Source organism: Streptomyces sp. NPDC001843 (genome assembly GCF_042891955.1).
GTDB lineage: Bacteria > Actinomycetota > Actinomycetes > Streptomycetales > Streptomycetaceae > Streptomyces.
Map to the genome: position 1 here is coordinate 138756 of NZ_JBIATQ010000013.1, position 19812 is coordinate 158567.

The following is a 19812-nucleotide window of genomic DNA, read 5'->3' on the forward strand; positions in this document are numbered from 1 at the left end:
GCATGTGGGATCACCTACCGGGAGGCGGACCGGGAATCGATACGATGAGCCCATGGTTCTGAACGACGTGAGCGAGAAGACGCCGGGCGCACTGCTCGTGGCGCGGCTGCACGTCGACCTGTGCAGGCTCGCCAGCGCCATCTGTTGACGCAGGCCCTGCCGCCGTACGGCCGTGAGCCGCGGCGTCTCACGCACCACCCGCAAAGTCTGCGCTGCCGCGCGCCCATCGACCCGACACCATCCGACAGGAGCCCGCAACCATGGCCATCGAGGTCCGCATCCCCACCATCCTCCGCACCTACACCGGCGGCCAGAAGGCGGTGGAGGGCACCGGGGACACCCTCGCCGAGCTCTTCACCGACCTCGAGACCCGGCACGCGGGCATCCAGGCCCGCATCGTGGACGGCGGCGAGCTGCGCCGCTTCGTGAACGTCTACCTCAACGACGAGGACGTCCGCTTCCTCGACGGGATCAACACCAAGGTCGCCGACGGCGACAACGTCACGATCCTGCCGGCCGTGGCCGGCGGCATGGCCTGATCCGGATGCGGTACGACTCCCCGCTGGCCGCGGTCGGCAACACCCCCCTGGTGTGCCTGCCGCGGCTGTCGCCGTCCCCCGAGGTCCGGATCTGGGCCAAGCTCGAGGACCGCAACCCGACCGGCTCGGTCAAGGACCGTCCCGCGCTGCACATGATCGAGCAGGCGGAGAAGGACGGCCGGCTGACCCCCGGCTGCACGATCCTGGAGCCGACCTCCGGCAACACCGGCATCTCACTGGCCATGGCGGCCAAGCTCAAGGGCTACCGCATCGTGTGCGTGATGCCGGAGAACACCTCGCAGGAGCGCCGCGACCTGCTCGCCATGTGGGGCGCGGAGATCATCTCCTCCCCAGCGGCCGGCGGCTCCAACACCGCCGTGCGCGTCGCGAAGGAGCTGTCCGCCGAGCACCCGGACTGGGTCATGCTCTACCAGTACGGCAACCCGGACAACGCGGGCGCCCACTACGCCACGACCGGCCCGGAGATCCTCGCCGACCTCCCCTCGGTCACCCACTTCGTCGCCGGCCTGGGCACCACCGGCACCCTGATGGGCGTCGGCCGCTATCTGCGCGAGCACAAGCCGGACGTGAAGATCGTCGCCGCCGAACCGCGCTACGACGACCTGGTCTACGGCCTGCGCAACCTCGACGAGGGCTTCGTACCGGAGCTGTACGACGCCTCCGTCCTCACCACCCGCTTCTCCGTCGGCTCGGCCGACGCGGTCACCCGCACCCGGGAACTCCTCCAGCAGGAGGGCATCTTCGCGGGCGTCTCCACCGGCGCCGCCCTGCACGCGGCGATCGGCGTCGGCAGGAAGGCGGTCCAGGCGGGGGAGTCCGCCGACATCGTCTTCATCGTGGCCGACGGCGGCTGGAAGTACCTCTCCACCGGCGTCTACACGGCGGCCACCACCGAGGAGGCCATCGAGACGCTGCAGGGCCAGCTCTGGGCGTAGGCCCTCACGCATAAACCCCCTCCTCGGAGGGGGCTAAGCGCTGCCTTGAACCGATGGAGGCAGTACCGTTCCTGGGCAGCGAGCGGAAGTGACCCCCTCACTGGCACGCCCCGAACGGGTTTGGGCGCACTGGTCGTCCGCTTTCGCGTCCCCGGTGGCGACACGGATCGCGTCCGTGGTCCGAGCCGGGTGGGCGGAGTCCCTGACGACCTGGCCTGTGGACGCGGCCAGAGGCGACGGGGAGGCCCTGAACCATCTCGCTGGTGGAGCAGGGGCCCCGCACGCTGGCACCGCACTCGGCGTCCCAGATCGCAGAACGACGGTACCTGAGCCCGCATGGGGCCCCGCAAGCCTGCGAGCCGACCACCACACGATCGAGCTAAACCGCCCGGACCTCCCACCCCACCGGCAAGGCCGGCCAGAAGGTCCCCACCAAGCACCTGTGCGCCACCGCGAAGCCCGGCCACGCCTCCTGCTTCGCCCAGCGCCGCACCGACATCAGGCAGCGGCTCGCCGCGGCCGTCGCCGCCGCACCCTCCGGCCTCAGCCCGGCCAACCTGCACAGCGCCTACAACCTGCCCTCGACCGGCGGCTCCGGCCTGACCGTCGCCGTCGTCGACGCCTACAACGACCCCAACGCCGCCTCCGACCTGGCCACCTACCGCTCCACCTACGGCCTGTCGGCGTGCACGGTCGCCAGCGGCTGCTTCAAGCAGGTCAGCCAGACCGGCTCCACCACCTCCCTGCCGACCAACGACACCGGCTGGGCCGGCGAGGAGGCGCTCGACCTCGACATGGTCAGCGCCGTCTGCCCCAACTGCAACATCATCCTCGTCGAGGCCAACTCCGCGACCGACTCCGACCTCGGCGCCGCCGAGAACGAGGCCGTCGCCCTCGGCGCCAAGTTCGTCTCCAACAGCTGGGGCGGCAGCGAGTCCTCCGCGCAGACCAGCGAGGACACCTCGTACTTCAAGCACCCCGGCGTCGCCATCACCGTCTCCTCCGGCGACGAGGCCTACGGCGCCGAGTACCCGGCGACCTCCCAGTACGTCACCGCCGTCGGCGGCACCGCGTTGTCCACGTCCTCGAACTCCCGCGGCTGGACCGAGTCCGTGTGGAAGACCTCCAGCACCGAGGGCACCGGCTCCGGCTGCTCCTCCTACGACCCCAAGCCGAGCTGGCAGACCGACACCGGCTGCTCCAAGCGCATGGAGGCCGACGTCTCCGCAGTCGCCGACCCGGCCACCGGCGTCGCGGTCTACGACACCTACGGCGGCTCCGGCTGGGCGGTCTACGGCGGCACCAGCGCCTCGGCGCCCATCATCGCCGGCGTGTACGCCCTCGCCGGCACCCCGGCCTCCGGCGACTACCCGGCGAAGTACCCCTACAGCCACACCGGCAACCTGTACGACGTCACCAGCGGCAACAACGGAAGCTGCTCCACCTCGTACTTCTGCACCGCCGGCACCGGCTACGACGGCCCGACCGGCTGGGGCACCCCCAACGGCACCGCCGCCTTCACCTCCGGCACCAGCACCGGCAACACGGTGACCGTCACCAACCCCGGCAACCAGTCCACCACCACCGGCAGCTCGGTCAGCCTCCAGGTCAAGGCCGGCGACAGCGCCGGCGCCACCCTCACCTACAGCGCCACCGGCCTGCCCACCGGCCTGTCGATCAACAGCTCAACCGGCCTGATCTCCGGCACGGCGTCCACCGCCGGCACCTACAGCGTCACCGTCACCGCGAAGGACTCCACCGGCGCCTTGGGCACGGCCTCCTTCACCTGGACCGTGAGCTCCAGTGGAGGCGGCGGCACCTGCACCTCGACGCAGCTCCTCGGCAACCCCGGCTTCGAGTCCGGCAACACCACCTGGACCGGCTCCAGCGGCGTCATCACCAACGAAAGCGGTGAGAGCGCCCACGGCGGCTCCTACTACGCCTGGCTCGACGGCTACGGCTCCACCCACACCGACACCCTGTCCCAGTCGGTCACCATCCCCTCCGGCTGCAAGGCCACCTTCACCTTCTACCTGCACGTCGACTCGGCCGAGACCAGCACCAGCACCGCCTACGACAAGCTGACGGTCACCGCCGGCTCGACCACCCTGGCCACCTACTCCAACCTCAACAAGGCCTCCGGCTACACCCAGAAGTCCTTCGACCTGTCCTCCTACGCCGGATCCACGGTCACGCTGAAGTTCAGCGGCGCCGAGGACTCCTCCCTCCAGACCAGCTTCGTCCTCGACGACACCGCCGTGACGACCAGCTGACGCACCACCGCCGAAAGCAGGGCCCCGGCCGGGACGGATCCATCGGCCGGGGCCCTTCCCATGGATCCGGAAACGCGCCCGGCACGTCACAACAGCACCAGGTCCGGTCCCAGCGGAAAGGCGGGCACCACATGCGCCGCACGACGCTCCACCGCACGTCCGCCGCCGCCGTCGCGGCAGCAGCGCTGCTCCTCGCCGGCTGCGGCTCGCAGGACGGGGGAGGCGGGACCGGCAGCGGTTCGGTGTCCCCCTCGCCCGCACAGTCCTCCACGCACTCGCAGCCGCAGTCGCCGTCCCCCTCGCAGTCGCCGTCCCCCTCGCGGTCACCGGCCCCGAGCGGCTCCGGCGGCTCCTGCGCCCCCCGCACGCAGCTCGACGCCGGCGACAACGGCGGCACCGTCTGCCTCACCAAGGGCCAGACGCTCCGACTCACCCTGGACGGCACCAAGGAACGCCCCTGGAAGCCGGTCACCGCCGACGGCGACGCGCTGAAGGCCGCCAACCCCGGCTTCGTCATCCAGCCGGGCGACGCCGTAGCCGCGTTCCAGGCGGTCGCCCCCGGCACCGCCCACCTGACCTCGTCCCGGCCGCTGTGCGCGAGCCGCTCCGGCCAGATGTCCTGCAAGGGCATCCAGGGCTGGACGGTGACCGTGGAGGTCCGCTGAGAGCCGTGCTCCCGGGCGGCGCGCTCAGCGCGCCAAGTGCCGCACCCGGTCCCACAGGGCCGGGTCCACCACGCCCACCCGCCGCCGGAAGTCGCCCACCGGCACCTGCCGCAGCTCGTCCGTCTCCAGGAAACTGGGCCGACCCCGCGCGTCCCCGACCGAGCCCGGCGGCAGGGGGATCACCTCGGCCCGCTCCTCGCGGTACCTGCTGGTGATCTTCGCGACGGTCACCCGGTCGCCGCGCACCGCCAGCACCAGACAGGGCCGGTCCTTGCCGCCCGGCCCGTCCTCGTAGGGCACCACGGCCCACCAGATGTCCCCGGGATGCGGCCGGGGCGCCCGCCCACGGAGCTCCCCGGGGCGGCCCGGCGGGCGGGTCCGGCGCCGCGGCGGACGATGCCCCCGCCCCCAGCCGTCCACGAGCGTGGCCACCAGCGCGAGCAGCACCACCGCCGCGAGCGCCAGCCACCAGGACCTGTCCATACGCAAGACGTTACCGGCGCGCGATCCCCATCACGCGCCCTCTCGTAAGCCTTTTGCGCCTCGGGTCCAGCCGAACCGGTGACACCACAGGTGAGTTCGCCCACAACAGCCCTTGGTGGAGGAGCGACCGGCGCTTTTGCGCCTTACGCTCGACGGACCGCACGACCCCCGTCAGCCACCCTCTTGATACCCCCTTGCTACCTTTATCCGCCTACGGAGGTTTCTGCTTCATGAAGCTCACCGTCGTCGGCTGCTCGGGGTCGTTCCCGTCCGCGGAATCGGCCTGCTCGAGCTACCTCGTCGAGGCCGACGGCTTCCGGCTGCTCCTCGACATGGGCAACGGCGCCCTTGGCGAGCTGCAGCGCCACTGCGGTCTCTACGACCTCGACGCGATCTTCCTCAGCCATCTGCACCCCGACCACTGCATCGACATGCTCGGGTACTTCGTGGCGCGCTACTACCGCCACGAAGGCGGCCGCTGCGACCCGCTCCCGGTCTACGGACCCGAGGGCACCGAACACCGGCTGACCACCGCCTACGCCGACACCCCCACCGCGTCCTCCATGAGCGAGGTCTTCGACTTCCACACGGTGAAGCCGTCCACGTTCGAGATCGGCCCCTTCACCGTGCACACCGACAAGGTGCGCCACCCGGTGGAGGCGTTCGCCATCCGCCTCGAGCACGGCGGGAAGTCCCTCACCTACTCCGGCGACACCGGCGTCACCGAGACGCTGGACGCGCTGGCCCGGGACGCCGACCTGTTCCTGTGCGAGGCCGCGTTCACGTACGGCAAGGAGAACATCCCCGACCTCCACCTCAACGGCCGCGAGGCAGGCGAAACAGCCGCCCGCGCGGGTGCCCGCCGCCTGGTCCTCACCCACATCCCCCCATGGACCGACCCCCAGGCCAACCTGAACGACGCCCGCGCGGTCTTCGACGGGCCGGTGGAACTGGCGGTGCCGAGGATGTCGTACGAGATCTGACGCCCCACACGCAGGAAGGCCCCGGAACCTTCGCGGTTCCGGGGCCTTCGTGTGCGTCGGGGCGGGACTCACGCCTTGGTGAGGTCCTCGACCTCCTCCTCGGGCTCGCGGCCCGGGGTGGGGAGGTTCCACTTGATGATCGCGAAGCGGAAGACCGAGTAGTAGATCGCCGCGAAGACCAGGCCGATCGGGATGATCAACCAGGGCTTGGTGGCGAGGTTCCAGTTGAGCGCGTAGTCGATGAAGCCCGCGGAGAAGGTGAAGCCGGCGTGCACACCGAGCGCCCAGGTGATCGCCATGGACAGGGCGGTGAGCACCGCGTGGATCGCGTAGAGCACCGGGGCGATGAACATGAACGAGAACTCGATCGGCTCGGTCACACCGGTCACGAAGGAGGTCAGCGCCACCGAGACCATCATGCCCAGCACGGCCTTGCGGCGCTCGGGGCGGGCGCAGTGGGCGATGGCGATCGCGGCGGCCGGGAGGCCGAACATCATGATCGGGAAGAAGCCGGACATGAACTGGCCGGCTGTCGGGTCACCGGCGAAGAAGCGGGTGAGGTCGCCGTGGACGACCGTGCCGGCCGAGTTCTTGAAGTCGCCGAGCTGGAACCAGGCGACGGAGTTCACGAACTGGTGCATGCCGACCGGGATCAGCGCGCGGTTGATCAGACCGAACAGACCGGCACCGACGGCTCCGAGACCCGTGATGTGCTCGCCGACGTTCGAGATGCCCTCGCCGATCGGCTTCCAGACCAGGCCGAAGAAGACGCCCATGGCGGTGCCGACGAAGGCCATGATGATCGGGACCAGACGGCGGCCGTTGAAGAAGCCGAGCCAGTCCACCAGCTTCTTGCGGTGGTAGCGCTGCCACAGCACGGCGGCCAGCAGACCCATCAGGATGCCGCCCAGGACCCCGGGGTTGTTGTAGGTCGCGGCTATGTCCGCGCCCTTCTGGATCTTCGCCTCGGTGACCGGGAACGCCTTCAGCACATTGCTGTAGACCAGGAAGCCGACCAGAGCGGCCAGGGCCGTCGAGCCGTCGGACTTCTTGGCGAAGCCGATGGCCACACCGATGCAGAACAGCAGCGGCAGGTTGTCGAAGATCGCCCCACCGGCCGTGGCGAACACCGCCGTGACCTTGTCGGGCAGGTGGAGCTTGTCGTGCACGTCCTGCTGGCCCAGCCGCAGCAGGATGCCCGCCGCCGGGAGGACGGCGATCGGGAGCTGCAGGCTGCGGCCGACCTTCTGCAGGCCCTGGAACAGGCCGGATCCCCGCTTCTTCGCAGGGGCCGCCGGGGTTGTCGCGGTGGCGGTGCTCATACGTCCTCCATCGGTGATGGTCTACACCACTGAGTGGTGTAGACCATGTTGTAGCACGGTGAAGGGGAGATAAGGAACCCGCGATTCCTTGATACTTCTGGCCGGGCTTGGCGACCGTCGATCGGCTGGTGTAGACCAGTCCCCGTACGGTTCGGATCCGTTGTCGTGGCCGCCATCATCCGGTACACAAAACCACGAAAGCGAGCGACACGGACGCAACTGTGACGACTTAGACAAAGCGGTCAAGATCAGGGAGAAACGACATGGCCAGCAAGGCTGAGAAGATCGTCGCCGGGCTCGGCGGCATCGACAACATCGAGGAGATCGAGGGCTGCATCACCCGGCTGCGCACCGAGGTCGCCGACCCCTCGCTGGTCGACGACTCCGCCCTGAAGGCCGCCGGCGCCCACGGCGTCGTCAAGATGGGCACCGCCATCCAGGTCGTCATCGGCACCGACGCCGACCCCATCGCCGCGGAAATCGAAGACATGATGTGAGCCACCCGCTCACCCGGCGGTCACCCGCCCACCCCCAAGGGGCTCTTCCCACCACGGGACGAGCCCCTTCCCCAACTGCGGCTAGGCTCATCGCCATGTCTCGAATCGACGGCCGCACCCCCCAACAGCTCCGCCCCGTCACCATCGAACGCGGCTGGAGCAAGCACGCCGAAGGCTCCGTCCTCGTCTCCTTCGGCGACACCAAGGTCCTCTGCACCGCCTCCGTCACCGAAGGCGTCCCCCGCTGGCGCAAAGGCAGCGGCGAAGGCTGGGTCACCGCGGAGTACGCCATGCTGCCCCGCTCCACCAACACCCGCGGCGACCGCGAATCCGTCAAGGGCAGGATCGGCGGCCGCACCCACGAGATCTCCCGCCTCATCGGCCGCTCCCTGCGCGCCGTCATCGACTACAAGGCACTCGGCGAGAACACCATCGTCCTCGACTGCGACGTCCTGCAGGCCGACGGCGGCACCCGCACCGCCGCCATCACCGGCTCCTTCGTCGCCCTCGCCGACGCCGTCGCCTGGGCCCAGGGCAAGAAGCTCATCAAACCCGGCCGCCAGCCCCTGACCGGCACGGTGTCGGCGGTCTCCGTCGGCATCGTCGGCTCGGTCCCCCTCCTCGACCTCTGCTACGAAGAGGACGTCAAGGCCGAGACCGACATGAACGTCGTCTGCACCGGCGACGGCCGCTTCGTCGAAGTCCAGGGCACCGCCGAGGCCGAACCCTTCGCCCGCGACGAACTCGACGCCCTCCTCGACCTCGCGGTCAGCGGCTGCACCGAACTCGCCGAACTGCAGCGCAAAGCACTCGAAACCCCCCTCGCGAAGTAACCGAAGCACCCGGCGCCGACCCCCGAGGCAAAGGAAACGTCAAACGGGCAGGCCGGAACAAGGAACCCGGCCGCCCGTCCCCGCGTCACTACGAGTGCCGACACGTAGATCAACGGGGCCTCCCGCAGGGGCCGCAAGGGGGAGGAACACCCATGGCCGCGAGCCGACACCGACGCAGACGTACCGCGATCGCCGCAGCCGCGGCCACCGCCGCACTCACGGCCGGCCTGCTCACCGGCTGCTCGGCCGTCGACAAGGCCCTCGACTGCGTACAGACCGCCGACTCCGTCGCCGACAGCGTCACCGACCTCCAGCAAGCGGTCGAGGACGCGGCCAACGACCCCACCCAGACCGACGCCTCCCTCGACTCCATCGAGCAGAACGTCAGAAAAATAGGCGACAAGACCGACAACGCCGACGTCAACAAGGCCGTCGACCACCTCAACAAGGCCGTCGACAACGTCCGCACCGCGATAAAGAACGGCGACGAAACCCCCGACCTCACCCCGGTCACGGACGCGGCGGGCGAACTGACCAAGGTCTGCACGCCCTGACGCCCCCTGATACTGGGGGCATGACCCGCTTGATCCTCGCCACCCGCAACGCCGGAAAGATCACCGAACTCCGGGCGATCCTCGCCGACGCAGGCCTGCCCCACGAACTCGTCGGCGCGGACGCCTACCCCGATATCCCCGACGTCAAGGAAACCGGCGTCACCTTCGCCGAGAACGCCCTCCTGAAGGCCCACGCCCTCGCCCAGGCCACCGGCCTGCCCGCCGTCGCCGACGACTCCGGCCTCTGCGTGGACGTCCTGAACGGCGCCCCGGGCATCTTCTCCGCCCGCTGGTCCGGCCGCCACGGCGACGACAAGGCCAACCTGGACCTGCTCCTGGCCCAGCTCTCGGACATCGCCGACGGCCACAGGGGCGCCCACTTCGCCTGCGCGGCGGCGCTCGCCCTGCCGGACGGCACGGAGAGGGTCGTCGAGGGCCAGCTGAGGGGGACCCTGCGCCACGCCCCCGCCGGCTCGAACGGCTTCGGCTACGACCCGATCCTCCAGCCGGAGGGGGAGACGCGAACGTGCGCGGAACTCTCCCCGGAGGAGAAGAACGCGATCAGCCACCGGGGGAAGGCGTTCCGGGCGCTGGTGCCGGTGGTGCGGGAGCTGTTGGGCTGAGACCGGACGGAGGGGCCGCCTGGAAAGGCGACCCCTCTTGTCGTGTGCGGCCGGTGGGACTCGAACCCACACGGGTGTTAACCCACTGGGACCTAAACCCAGCATGACTGCCAAATTCCATCACGGCCGCTCAAAAACGGTCATCATGCTCGACCGGCGGCGCTTATTCTACGTGTTGGATGAACTACCGGGCGAGAACTCAGATCCCCAAGTCCTTGATGATCTTGGCCACGTGTCCCGTAGCCCGGACGTTGTACAGCGCCCGTTCCACCTTGCCCTCCTCGTCCACGACGATCGTGGAGCGGATCACGCCGAGGTAGGTCTTGCCGTAGTTCTTCTTCTCGCCGTAGGCGCCGTAGGCCTCGGTGACCTGCTTCTCCGGGTCGGCGAGGAGGGTGACCCTCAGGGATTCCTTCTCGCGGAACTTCGCGAGTTTCTCGGGGGCGTCGGGGGAGATGCCGATGACGTCGTAGCCCGCGCCGGCCAGGAGGTCGAGGTTGTCGGTGAAGTCGCAGGCCTGCTTGGTGCAGCCTGGAGTGAGGGCGGCGGGGTAGAAGTAGACGATGACCTTGCGGCCCTTGTGGTCGGCCAGGGACACGTCGTTGCCGTCGGCATCGGGCAGGGTGAAGGCGGGGGCCACGTCCCCGGGCTGGAGTCGCTCGCTCATTGGGCCAGCCTAACCGGGGGTCCTGACGGTCCCGTCGGCCCTTGAGCTGACAGACTGTCCAGCACAACGCACTCAGCAGACTTCGGAGGCCGTACGGTGGCGGAGACGTCGGACACCAGAACCCCGGCGCAGATCGAGGCGGACATCAAGCGCCGCCGCGAGGTGCTGGCCGAGACGCTGGACGAGATCGGGGTGCGGGTGCATCCGAAGACCATCGTCGGTGACGCCAAGGCCAAGGTGGTATCGAACATCGACCACACCCTCGGACGGGCCTACGTCGAGGTCAACCGGGCGGTGAGCGAGGTACGGGCCCAGTTCGTGGACGAGGACGGGGCCCCCCGGCTGGAGCGGGTCGTGCCCGTCGCGCTCGTGGCCGTCGGGCTCGTGGGGCTGCTCGCCCTCGGAACGCGCCGTCGCAAGGGCTGACCCGGCGGCGTCCGTACGCGGCAAAGGCAGGTAGGTTCGAGAGCGTGAGCGCCAACAGAAACGAGCAGAGCAGCCAGCACGACAAGCTGCCCATCCGGATGCTGCACGACCGGGTTCTGGTCCGGCAGGAGACCGGAGAGGGCGAGCGGCGGTCGGGCGGCGGCATCCTGATCCCCGCGACGGCGGCGGTCGGGCGGCGGCTGGCCTGGGCCGAGGTCGTCGCGGTCGGGCAGAACGTACGCACGGTGGAGCCGGGCGATCGCGTCCTGTACGACCCGGAGGATCGTGCCGAGGTCGAGGTGCGGGGCGTCGCGTACGTGCTCATGCGCGAGCGCGATCTGCACGCGGTGGCCGCGGACCGGTTCGAGGGGTCCGAGGACTCCACGGGGCTGTACCTGTAGCAAGCCTTCCGGCGGTAGTCGAAAAGGGGCTGGTGACCGTGGTCACCAGCCCCTTTCGCGTTCCGGTCGGGTCAATCCCGCCAGGTGAATCCCTGGGGGCCGACCGTGGTCCCGGCGTCGTTTCCGCCGTCGTTCTGCCCGCCGTCGTCGCCCGCCGTAGCGCCGCCGTCGCCGTTGCCCGCGGTGGTGTTGCCGGCGGTGTCTCCTGCCGTGTTCCCGGCGGTGTTGCCGGCCGTGTTCCCGGCGGTGTTCCCGGTGGTGGTGTTGCCGTCGGTCGGGCTGCTGGGCGTGTTGGTGCCGGGGGTGTTACCGCCGTCCTGCCCGGCGGTCTGGCCCTGGGTCTGCCCCTGGTCGGTCTGGCCGTCGGAGGGTGTGGCGCCGTCGGTCGGGCTGCCGGTGGCCGGCTGGCTGGGCGCCTTGGTGTCGGGTGCCTGGACGTCCGCGCCCTGCTGCAGCTCCAGGTCGAAGTCGTTCGCCGGCTTCCCCTTCAGCGCGTCCTTGGTGTACTGCGCCCAGATCTCGGTGGGCGCCCCGCCGCCGTTGATGCGGGGCAGGCCCAGCGCGCCGTACAGCGGCTTGTGGTGGGCCGTCACCGGGTCCTGGCCCATGACGGAGACGACCGTGGCGAGGTCGGGCGTGTAGCCCGCGAACCAGGCCGCCGTGTCCTCCTCCGCGGTGCCCGTCTTGCCTGCCGCGGGACGGCCGGCCTGCTGGGCGGCGGTGGCGGTGCCGGTCTGGACGACGCTCTGCAGGATGGAGGTCGTGGTGTCGGCGGCCTCGCGGCTGACGGCCTGCTTGGTGGTCTGCTCGGGCAGGTTCACCTCTTCCTTGCCGTCCTTGGTGATCTTGTCGATCATCGTGTACGTGCCGTGCTTGCCGTGGTTGGCGAGGGTGGCGTACGCCTCCGCCATGTCCAGGACGCTGGCGGTGGCGGTGCCGAGCGCGATGGACGGGTAGGGCTGGAGGTCCTTGGTGCCGGCCGGGATGCCGAGGTCGACCGCGGTCTTCTTGACCTTGGCCGGGCCGACGTCGACGGCCATCTGCGCGTACACCGAGTTCACGGAGAGGTCGGTCGCCTTGCGCACGGTGATCTGGCCGTACGACTTCTCGTCCTCGTTGTGCGGGGCGTAGGCGCCGCCGGGCCAGCCCTGCACGGGCCGCTGGTTGGTGCCGTCGTAGTACGTGTTCGGTGTGATGGTCTGCCCGGACTGTGTGGTCGAGCCGTTCTGGACCGCCGAGGTGAACACGAACGGCTTGAAGGTGGAGCCGACCTGGTAGTCGCCCCGGGTCGCGCCGTTGGTGTACTGCTTGACGAAGTCGATGCCGCCGTACATGGCGACGACCTTGCCGGTCTTGGGGTCGACGGAGGCGCCGCCCGCGCGGACGTAGTTGTCGACCTTGTTGTTCTTCTTGTCCAGCTTGGAGATCAGCTTGTCGTCGACGGCCTTCACGAAGGCGTTCTGCTTGCTCTTCTGCAGGGTGGTCGTGATGCGGTAGCCGCCTGCCTCGAGCTGGTCCTTGGTGAGGATGTTGTTCTGGACGAGGTAGTCCTTGATCGCGTAGACGACGTAGCCGCGCTGCCCGGACAGACCGGTGGAGATCGTCTGCTCCTTCGGCATCGGGAACTTCATGCCGGTCCGCTCCGACTGGCTCAGCCAGCCCTTCTTGACCATGCCGTCCAGTACGTAGTTCCAGCGGGCGAGGGCGGCCGACTTGTTCTCGGGGTGGGCGACGACGTCGTACTCGCTGGGCGCGTTGACCAGGGCGGCGAGGTAGGCGGCGCGGGCCGGGTCGAGGTCGACGGCGTCCTTGCCGTAGTAGGCCTGGGCGGCGGCCTGGATGCCGTAGGCGTTGCGACCGAAGTAGCTGGTGTTGAGGTAACCCTGGAGGATCTGGTCCTTGCTGTTGTTGCGGTCCAGCTTGATCGAGATGAAGAACTCCTTGGCCTTGCGCGTGACGGTCTGTTCCTGCGCGAGGTAGTAGTTCTTCACGTACTGCTGGGTGATCGTCGAGCCGGACTGCTTGCCCTTGCCGGTCGCGGTGTTCCAGGCGGCGCGGATCATGGCCTTGGGGTCGACGGCCGACTCGGTGTAGAAGTCGCGGTCCTCGGCGGCCAGGACGGCGTGCTGGGCGTCCTTGGAGATCTGGTCGAGGGTGACGTTCTCCCGGTTGATGTCGCCGTCGCGGGCGAGCTGGGAGCCGTCCGCGTAGAGGAAGACGTTGCTCTGCTTCATGGCGAGCGCGTTGGCCGGCGGGATCTTCACCAGCGAGTAGCCGAGGAAGAACAGGCCGATGAGCAGCAGTACGCCGATGACGAAGCTGCCGAGCACCATTCGCCAGGTCGGGAAGAGACGGCGCCAGCCGGTGCGCTTGGGGCGCTTGGGCTTCTTGCCCTCGGCCTTGGCCTTGGCCTTGCCGTCGCCGCCGCCCGGGGCGCTCTCGGGGGTGGCCGTCGTCGCCGTTCCCGTCTGCCGGGGCAGTTGGGCCGTCGCGGCGGTTCTGGGCCCGTTCGCCTCGGCCGCGGTGGCCGCGGTGGCCGCCTGTGCCGCGCCGCCCGCCTTGGACTGCTGGGGCACCTTGGGCGCCGGGACGGTCGCGCTCGCCTTGGCCGACGGGACCGCGCGGGCCGGGATCCCCGGCGTCGCGGGAGCTGACGGGGCCGCCGGGGTCGCCGGGGTCGCGGGAGGCGTCTGGGTCGCCTTGACGCGGCGCAGGACCTGGGTCTTCTCGGAGGTCTTCTCCGCCGCGTTCGCCTTCGCGCCCGGAGCCGTGGAGGTGCGCGGGGTTGTGGGGTTTGCGGCGGTTTCAGGGTTTTTGGGAGTCGCACCGGTTCCCGATGCCGCCGGGGTCGCGGGGGGCGTCTGGGTCGCCTTGACGCGGCGCAGGACCTGGGTCTTCTCGGAGGTCTTCTCCGCCGCCTCGGGCTCCGCGGGCGTCTTGGCCGCCGGCTTCGCCCCGGCCGTCGTCCTCTTGGCCCCCGATGCCGGCGGGGCCGCGGGGGTCGAGGGGGCCGTGGGAGGCGTCTGGGCAGCCTTGATGCGGCGCAGGACCTGGGTCTTCTCGGAGGTCTTCCCCGCCGCGGGCTCCTTGGGTGCCTTGGACTCCTCGGGCCCCGTAGGCTCCTGGGCATCCTTGGGACCCGCGGGTGCCCCGGCCGCCCGGGCGGCCTTGCCGTCCTTGCCGTCCTTCTCCTCCCGGTCCACCTGTTCCCCGGGCCCTTCAGCCGCGGACGGTTCCGTCGGCACCCCGCCCTGGTTTCGCGGCTGCGGCTGCGGCTCGTCGCTCATGTCGTGCACGGACTCCTGTGTAACGTCGTGTCGCCGTACGCCCTCGTACGTCCTCTGCGCCCCCGAGTGAAGACTCTCGCACCAAGCGTTCCGTTCCCGGATTCCGGCGCGCGTCCGGCAGGAAAATGCGTGGTCGGCCGAGGCGGCCGCGCACTAGGCTCCTGCGCTTCGGTGTCAAAGACTCCGGGAGGTAGATCGACTTGGGCGCTGGACGGTTGTACGCGGCCGTCGCGGCGGGGGGTTTCAGACGGTACGCGACTTATCGCGCGGCCACTGCGGCAGGGGTGTTCACCAACACCGTCTTCGGTGTGATCCTCGTCTACACCTACCTGGCGTTGTGGGACGAAAGACCCCACCTCGGGGGCTATGACCAGGCGCAGGCCGTCACCTATGTGTGGCTGGGGCAGGCGCTGTTCGCGACGCTGGCGCTGCAGGGCGGCGGTTTCGAGGTCGAACTGATGGAGCGCATCCGTACGGGTGAGGTGGCGATCGACCTGTACCGGCCGGCCGACCTCCAGGCGTGGTGGCTGGCCACCGACCTGGGGCGGTCGTTGTTCCAGCTGATGGGGCGTGGAGTGGTCCCGTTCGCGTTCGGGTGGCTGGTGTTCCCGACGGCGCTTCCGCACGATCCGCTGCGCTGGGCGCAGTTCCTGGTCGCGGTGGTGCTGGCGATGGTCGTCAGTTTCGCGATCCGGTTCCTGGTGGCGCTGAGCGGGTTCTGGCTGCTGGACGGCACGGGCGCGCTGCAGATGCTGATGATCACCGGGATGTTCTGCTCGGGCATGGTGCTGCCGCTGAACGCGTTCCCGGGGGCGCTCGGGGACGTGGTGCGGGTGCTGCCATGGTCGGCGCTGCTCCAGATGCCCGCGGACCTGCTGATGGGGAAGGCGGGCGCGTGGGGGACGTACGCCTTCCAGGCGGTGTGGGCGGTGGTGCTGCTGGCGGCCGGGCGGCTGGTGCAGGCCGCGGCGACGCGGCGGGTGGTGGTGCAGGGTGGGTGAGAACGGTGCGGTGCTGGAGGGGCTTCGGGCCTACGGGCTGATCGCCGGGATGTGGATCCGCTCGACGATGACGTACCGGCTGTCCTTCGCGATGACCGTGCTGGGCGGGCTGGTGGCGAGCGGCCTGGACTTCATGGCGATCCTGCTGATGTTCTCCCGGGTCGACGCGCTCGGCGGTTACTCACTGCCCGAGGTGGCCTTCCTGTACGGCCTGTCGGCCACGTCGTTCGGGTGCGCGGACCTGGCGATCGGCTCGGTGGAGCGGCTGGGCCGGCGGGTGCGTGACGGCACGCTCGACACGCTGCTGGTGCGGCCCGCGCCGGTGCTGGCGCAGGTCGCCGCGGACCGGTTCGCGCTGCGCCGGGTCGCCCGGATCACCCAGGGGCTGCTGATCCTCGGTTACGCGCTGGGTGCGATGGACGTCGACTGGACCTGGCCGAAGGTGCTGTTGCTGCCGGTGACGGTGCTCAGCGGCGCGGTGATCTTCTGCACGGTGTTCGTGGCGGGCGCCGCGTTCCAGTTCCTGGCGCAGGACGCGTCCGAGGCGCAGGCCGCGTTCACGTACGGCGGTACGACGCTGTTGCAGTACCCGCCGACCGTGTTCGGCAAGGAACTGGTGCGCGGGGTGACGTTCGTGCTGCCGCTGGCCTTCGTGAACTGGGTGCCGGCGGCCTATGTGCTGGGGCGGCCGTATCCGCTGGGGCTGCCGCAGTGGGCGGCGTTCGCACCGCCGTTGGTGGCGGTGGGGTGCTGCGCGCTGGTGAGGCTGGCGTGGCGGGCGGGGCTCCGCTCGTATCGGAGTACGGGGAGTTAGGGGCGTTGCGCGACATGGACGACGGTTTCTGCGAAGGTCTCATCGAACTCGACGGCGTCGAGAAGGTCTTCGACGTCCGCAAGAAGACCGGTTTCCTGAAACGGGAGCGCCGGCAGGTACGGGCGGTCGACTCGATCTCCTTCCGTGTGGCGCGCGGTGAGATGGTCGGCTACATCGGCCCGAACGGCGCCGGCAAGTCGACCACGATCAAGATGCTGACGGGGATCCTGACCCCGAGCGGCGGCCGGCTGCGGGTCGCCGGCATCGACCCCTCCCGTGAGCGCAGCCGCCTCGCGCGCCGCATCGGTGTGGTGTTCGGGCAGCGTACGACGCTGTGGTGGGACCTGCCGCTGATCGACTCGTACCGGCTGGTGCACCGCATGTACCGGATCCCGGACCGGCGTTACGAGGAGAACCTTGAGCGCTGCGTGGAACTGCTGGAACTGGGCGATCTGCTGGACGTTCCGGTGCGGCAGCTCTCGCTCGGCCAGCGGATGCGCGGTGACATCGCGGCGGCGCTGCTGCACGACCCGGAGGTGCTGTATCTCGACGAGCCGACGATCGGTCTGGACGTCATCTCCAAGGCGAAGGTGCGCGGTTTCCTGCGGGAGCTGAACGCCGAGCGGGGCACGACGGTCCTGCTGACCACGCACGACCTGCAGGACATCGAGCAGTTGTGCTCGCGGGTGATGGTCATCGACCACGGGCGCCTGATGTACGACGGTCCGCTCGCCGGGCTGCACGAGGTGGGGGAGAGCGAACGGACCCTGGTGGTGGACCTGGAGCGGGAGCTGCCGCCGATCGAGGTGCCGTCGGCGCGGGTGGTGAAGGTGGAGGGGCCGCGGCAGTGGCTGGCGTTCCCGGCGGCGCAGTCGGCGGCGCCGCTGGTGGCGAGCATCGCGGCGGAGTATCCGCTGGTGGACCTGTCGGTGCGGGAGCCGGACATCGAGGCGGTGATCGCGACGATGTACGCGGAGCAGGCCGGGCGGGCCGAATTCGGCGGCAGCCGGGGGGAGTCGGTGTCGTAGCCGTGGGCCGGGGGACCTCGTAGTCTGCTGTCATGACCGACTATGCCCCGGACCTGCGTGCCTCCGACGCCGATCGTGAACGGGTCGCCGAGGTCCTGCGGGACGCCCTGGCCGAAGGGCGGCTCGACATGGAGGAGTTCGAGGAGCGGCTGGAGGCGACGTACAAGGCGCGCACGTACGGTGAGCTGACGCCGATCACGCGCGACCTGCCGACGCCGGGTGCGGGTGCGGGGGCCGCGCCTGCCGTGTCCCTGCGCAAGGAGCCCGCCGCGGGCGGGGACTGGGCGGGGCGGATCGTCGGCGGCGAGGGTTCGTCGGCGGGGGCCTTCGCCATCATGTCCGGCTTCCAGCGCAAGGGGCGCTGGACGGTGCCGAAGCGGTTCACCTGCTTCGCCTTCTGGGGCGGCGGTGAGATAGACCTGCGCGAGGCGTACTTCGCGGACCGCGAGGTGGAGATCACCTGCATCTCGATCATGGGCGGGATGCAGGTCGTGGTGCCGCCCGGGGTCGAGGTCGTCGTGCGCGGCCTGGGGATCATGGGGGGCTTCGACCACCGCGAGGAGGGAGTGCCGGGCGAGCCGGGCGCCCCGCGGGTGATCGTCAGCGGGTTCGCCTTCTGGGGCGGGGTCGGGGTGGAGCGGAAGGTCACCCGGGAGGAGCGGCTGCGGCTGAAGGAGCAGCGCCGCCAGGAAAAGCTGGACCGCAGGGCGGAGCGCCAGGAACTGCGCGAGGCCCGCCACGACCTCCGCGAGCGCCGGCGCGACGAGCGGGAGCACCGCCGGTACGGGGACCGCTGAGCCGCTTTCCAGCGGGGAGTCTCCTCGTCCCCCCACCGGACCGCGCCCCGGCAACAGGGCGCGTCGCAGCGGCGCCGAGCCGCACCGACGGTGAGGGCCCCGAGTCGTCACCTTGGGGGTGGGTCCGGCCCACGGCGGCGGGGCCCCCACCGCGGCGGGTGGGGTGTCCCTGGCGGTGGGCCGCTTTCTGGCGGTGGGCCCCCGCGGCGGGTGGGCGATTCCTGGTGGTGGGCCGCCCACGGCGGTGGGCTCCGCCCACCCGCGGTTGGGCCGCTCCCCGGCGGGGAGCCGCGGCGGTGCCTACAGCTCCGCCTGGCCGGCTCCCTTCAGGTCCCGCAGGTCGAACGTTTCGGCCATCGTGCGGTAGCCCTTGTCGCTCGGGTGCAGGTGGTCGCCCGAGTCGTAGTCGGAGCGCAGCCGGCGCGGGTCGTAGGGGTCGCGCAGGGCCTTGTCGAAGTCGACGACCGCGTCGTAGACCCGGCCGGCCCGAATCTCGGCGTTGACCTGCTGGCGGACCGCCTCACGGGCCGGCGTGTAGCCGCGGTGGCCCTCGAACGGCATCAGGGTGGCGCCGATGACCTTCAGGCCGCGTGCGTGGGCCTGGCGGACCAGGGTGCGCAGACCGGTGGTGATCTTCACGGGGTCGGCGAGCCTCGGGTTGCGCAGGATGTCGTTGATGCCGAGGTCTATGACGACGACCTTGGCGTTCGTCCGGGAGAGCACGTCACGGCCGAACCGGCCGAGGCCGCTGGGGTTGTCGGCGGGCCGTCCGAGGCCGCCGGCGAGGACCTGGTTGCCGCTGATGCCCTCGTTGACGACGCTGTAGCGGGGCACGTCGGCACCGTTCACGAGCGCCGTGCGCAGCCGCTCGGAAAGGACGTCGGTCCAGCGGTGGTTGGCGCCCATGGTGGAGGTTATGCCGTCGGTGATCGAGTCGCCGAGCGCGACGACGGTGCCGGCGGATTCGTTGCTGAGGACGTCGAGGGCCGTCAGATACCGCCAGTACGGGGTCTGTTCCGTGTATGGGGCGGCCGTGGGGTCCTCGGTGTGGTCCCCTGCCGCGATGTACGACACCTGCCGCGCGCGCGGGTGGTAGGTGACCGGGCCCGACGGGGTGGGGGAGTACGTGGTGACCAGGACGTCGGTGTCGCGCGGCACGTTGACGCGGACCGCGTCGCTGACCGCCTGGCCGCCGGCCGCGATGACGACGGTGGTGCCGCCGCCGAAGGTGAGCCGCCGCATCGTCTCCGCCGCTGCCGCCGCGGAGTTCTCACCGGCGGCGATCGCGATCGTGGCGTGCGTGATGGTCAGCGGGGACTGGCCGTAGAGATTGGACAGCGTGATCCGGGCACTCGTACCCCCGGTGCTCGTGTGCACGACGTTGCGTATCGAGCGGCCCGCCATGCCCTGGGTCTCCGTGCCCGGTTCGGCTGCAGCCGGGGAGGTGGACCAGGCGCCCACCCAGGTACCGGTGGATGCTGGGGCGACGGCGGTGTCGTGATGGGCGTGGCTTCCGGCGACGCTGCCGTTGGCGTTTTCTTTGTCGGCCGCGAACCCGACGTAGATGGCGGCGGAAAGGGCCACGACCAGTGCGACGACGGCACTGAGCAGGGCATAACCATGACGCTTGGTCATGCGTATGTTGTTCTCCTCAAGCGATGGG

Annotated in this window: 20 protein-coding genes, 1 tRNA gene and 1 pseudogene; 16 read left to right on the forward strand and 6 right to left on the reverse strand. The window is 70.2% G+C overall.

Features of this window, described 5'->3' with window-relative positions; translation table 11 throughout:
* Positions 1 to 52: 52 nt before the first annotated feature.
* The 5 genes and pseudogenes from ACFYZQ_RS29740 (at position 53) to ACFYZQ_RS29760 (ending at position 4433) form a co-directional block, all read left to right on the forward strand.
* Entirely contained in the window at positions 53 to 148 is a 96-nt protein-coding gene (locus ACFYZQ_RS29740) for a putative leader peptide (protein WP_020132206.1), read from the forward strand.
* 112 nt (positions 149 to 260) lie between these two features.
* Positions 261 to 539 (forward strand): MoaD/ThiS family protein, encoded by a 279-nt coding sequence (locus tag ACFYZQ_RS29745; protein WP_389154163.1) that lies wholly within the window; start codon positions 261 to 263, stop codon positions 537 to 539.
* 5 nt (positions 540 to 544) lie between these two features.
* Positions 545 to 1495, forward strand: a complete 951-nt coding sequence (locus tag ACFYZQ_RS29750; protein WP_389154166.1) for a PLP-dependent cysteine synthase family protein — start codon at positions 545 to 547, stop codon at positions 1493 to 1495.
* A 389-nt stretch (positions 1496 to 1884) separates the two neighbouring features.
* A pseudogene (locus ACFYZQ_RS29755) lies at positions 1885 to 3768 on the forward strand (putative Ig domain-containing protein); the annotation flags it as partial.
* Between the two features lie 131 nt (positions 3769 to 3899).
* Positions 3900 to 4433: a hypothetical protein gene (locus tag ACFYZQ_RS29760; protein ID WP_389154169.1), complete on the forward strand. Its 534-nt coding sequence runs from the start codon at positions 3900 to 3902 to the stop codon at positions 4431 to 4433.
* Between the two features lie 24 nt (positions 4434 to 4457).
* Here ACFYZQ_RS29760 and ACFYZQ_RS29765 read toward each other — a convergent pair whose 3' ends face one another.
* Positions 4458 to 4916 carry a type II toxin-antitoxin system PemK/MazF family toxin gene (locus ACFYZQ_RS29765; RefSeq protein WP_389154172.1) on the reverse strand — a complete coding sequence of 153 codons (459 nt, stop codon included), beginning with the start codon at positions 4914 to 4916 and terminating at the stop codon, positions 4458 to 4460.
* 230 nt (positions 4917 to 5146) lie between these two features.
* Between ACFYZQ_RS29765 and ACFYZQ_RS29770 the strand changes: the two genes are divergently transcribed.
* Positions 5147 to 5899, forward strand: a complete 753-nt coding sequence (locus tag ACFYZQ_RS29770) for an MBL fold metallo-hydrolase (protein WP_389154175.1) — start codon at positions 5147 to 5149, stop codon at positions 5897 to 5899.
* Between the two features lie 68 nt (positions 5900 to 5967).
* Here ACFYZQ_RS29770 and ACFYZQ_RS29775 read toward each other — a convergent pair whose 3' ends face one another.
* Positions 5968 to 7221, reverse strand: a complete 1254-nt coding sequence (locus ACFYZQ_RS29775; protein WP_389154178.1) for a PTS transporter subunit EIIC — start codon at positions 7219 to 7221, stop codon at positions 5968 to 5970.
* A gap of 263 nt (positions 7222 to 7484) precedes the next feature.
* Between ACFYZQ_RS29775 and ACFYZQ_RS29780 the strand changes: the two genes are divergently transcribed.
* The 4 genes from ACFYZQ_RS29780 (at position 7485) to rdgB (ending at position 9728) form a co-directional block, all read left to right on the forward strand.
* Positions 7485 to 7718 (forward strand): glucose PTS transporter subunit EIIB, encoded by a 234-nt coding sequence (locus ACFYZQ_RS29780; protein ID WP_388801757.1) that lies wholly within the window; start codon positions 7485 to 7487, stop codon positions 7716 to 7718.
* Positions 7719 to 7813: 95 nt separating this feature from the next.
* Positions 7814 to 8551, forward strand: coding sequence for a ribonuclease PH (rph, locus tag ACFYZQ_RS29785; RefSeq protein WP_389154181.1), 738 nt, complete (start codon positions 7814 to 7816; stop codon positions 8549 to 8551).
* 152 nt (positions 8552 to 8703) lie between these two features.
* Positions 8704 to 9105 (forward strand): hypothetical protein, encoded by a 402-nt coding sequence (locus ACFYZQ_RS29790; protein ID WP_389154184.1) that lies wholly within the window; start codon positions 8704 to 8706, stop codon positions 9103 to 9105.
* A gap of 20 nt (positions 9106 to 9125) precedes the next feature.
* Positions 9126 to 9728: an RdgB/HAM1 family non-canonical purine NTP pyrophosphatase gene (gene rdgB, locus ACFYZQ_RS29795; RefSeq protein ID WP_389154187.1), complete on the forward strand. Its 603-nt coding sequence runs from the start codon at positions 9126 to 9128 to the stop codon at positions 9726 to 9728.
* A 45-nt stretch (positions 9729 to 9773) separates the two neighbouring features.
* Here rdgB and ACFYZQ_RS29800 read toward each other — a convergent pair.
* Positions 9774 to 9858 (reverse strand) — tRNA-Leu (locus tag ACFYZQ_RS29800).
* A 69-nt stretch (positions 9859 to 9927) separates the two neighbouring features.
* Complete coding sequence (gene bcp, locus ACFYZQ_RS29805; RefSeq protein ID WP_389154190.1) at positions 9928 to 10395, reverse strand: thioredoxin-dependent thiol peroxidase; 468 nt, start codon at positions 10393 to 10395, stop codon at positions 9928 to 9930.
* A 96-nt stretch (positions 10396 to 10491) separates the two neighbouring features.
* Between bcp and ACFYZQ_RS29810 the strand changes: the two genes are divergently transcribed.
* Both ACFYZQ_RS29810 and ACFYZQ_RS29815 read left to right on the forward strand, forming a co-directional pair.
* The gene (locus ACFYZQ_RS29810) at positions 10492 to 10821 is read left to right on the forward strand and encodes a DUF3618 domain-containing protein (protein WP_389154193.1); all 330 of its coding nucleotides are present in this window, start codon (positions 10492 to 10494) and stop codon (positions 10819 to 10821) included.
* Between the two features lie 98 nt (positions 10822 to 10919).
* The gene (locus ACFYZQ_RS29815; protein WP_236052880.1) at positions 10920 to 11222 is read left to right on the forward strand and encodes a co-chaperone GroES; all 303 of its coding nucleotides are present in this window, start codon (positions 10920 to 10922) and stop codon (positions 11220 to 11222) included.
* A 71-nt stretch (positions 11223 to 11293) separates the two neighbouring features.
* Here the strand turns inward: ACFYZQ_RS29815 and ACFYZQ_RS29820 are convergent, their stop codons facing one another.
* The gene (locus ACFYZQ_RS29820) at positions 11294 to 13702 is read right to left on the reverse strand and encodes a transglycosylase domain-containing protein (RefSeq protein ID WP_389154609.1); all 2409 of its coding nucleotides are present in this window, start codon (positions 13700 to 13702) and stop codon (positions 11294 to 11296) included.
* A 1007-nt stretch (positions 13703 to 14709) separates the two neighbouring features.
* Here ACFYZQ_RS29820 and ACFYZQ_RS29825 point away from each other — a divergent pair.
* The 4 genes from ACFYZQ_RS29825 to ACFYZQ_RS29840 are packed head-to-tail and all read left to right on the forward strand — an operon-like array spanning position 14710 to position 18149.
* Positions 14710 to 15510 carry an ABC transporter permease gene (locus tag ACFYZQ_RS29825; RefSeq protein WP_389154195.1) on the forward strand — a complete coding sequence of 267 codons (801 nt, stop codon included), beginning with the start codon at positions 14710 to 14712 and terminating at the stop codon, positions 15508 to 15510.
* Positions 15511 to 15559: 49 nt separating this feature from the next.
* Positions 15560 to 16324, forward strand: a complete 765-nt coding sequence (locus tag ACFYZQ_RS29830) for an ABC transporter permease (RefSeq protein WP_389154612.1) — start codon at positions 15560 to 15562, stop codon at positions 16322 to 16324.
* Between the two features lie 14 nt (positions 16325 to 16338).
* A complete protein-coding gene (locus ACFYZQ_RS29835) occupies positions 16339 to 17352 on the forward strand; it encodes an ATP-binding cassette domain-containing protein (protein ID WP_389154198.1) in 1014 nt (337 codons plus the stop codon).
* Between the two features lie 32 nt (positions 17353 to 17384).
* Positions 17385 to 18149, forward strand: coding sequence for a DUF1707 domain-containing protein (locus tag ACFYZQ_RS29840; protein WP_389154201.1), 765 nt, complete (start codon positions 17385 to 17387; stop codon positions 18147 to 18149).
* 300 nt (positions 18150 to 18449) lie between these two features.
* Here the strand turns inward: ACFYZQ_RS29840 and ACFYZQ_RS29845 are convergent, their stop codons facing one another.
* Complete coding sequence (locus ACFYZQ_RS29845; protein WP_389154204.1) at positions 18450 to 19784, reverse strand: SGNH/GDSL hydrolase family protein; 1335 nt, start codon at positions 19782 to 19784, stop codon at positions 18450 to 18452.
* Positions 19785 to 19812: the final 28 nt, after the last annotated feature.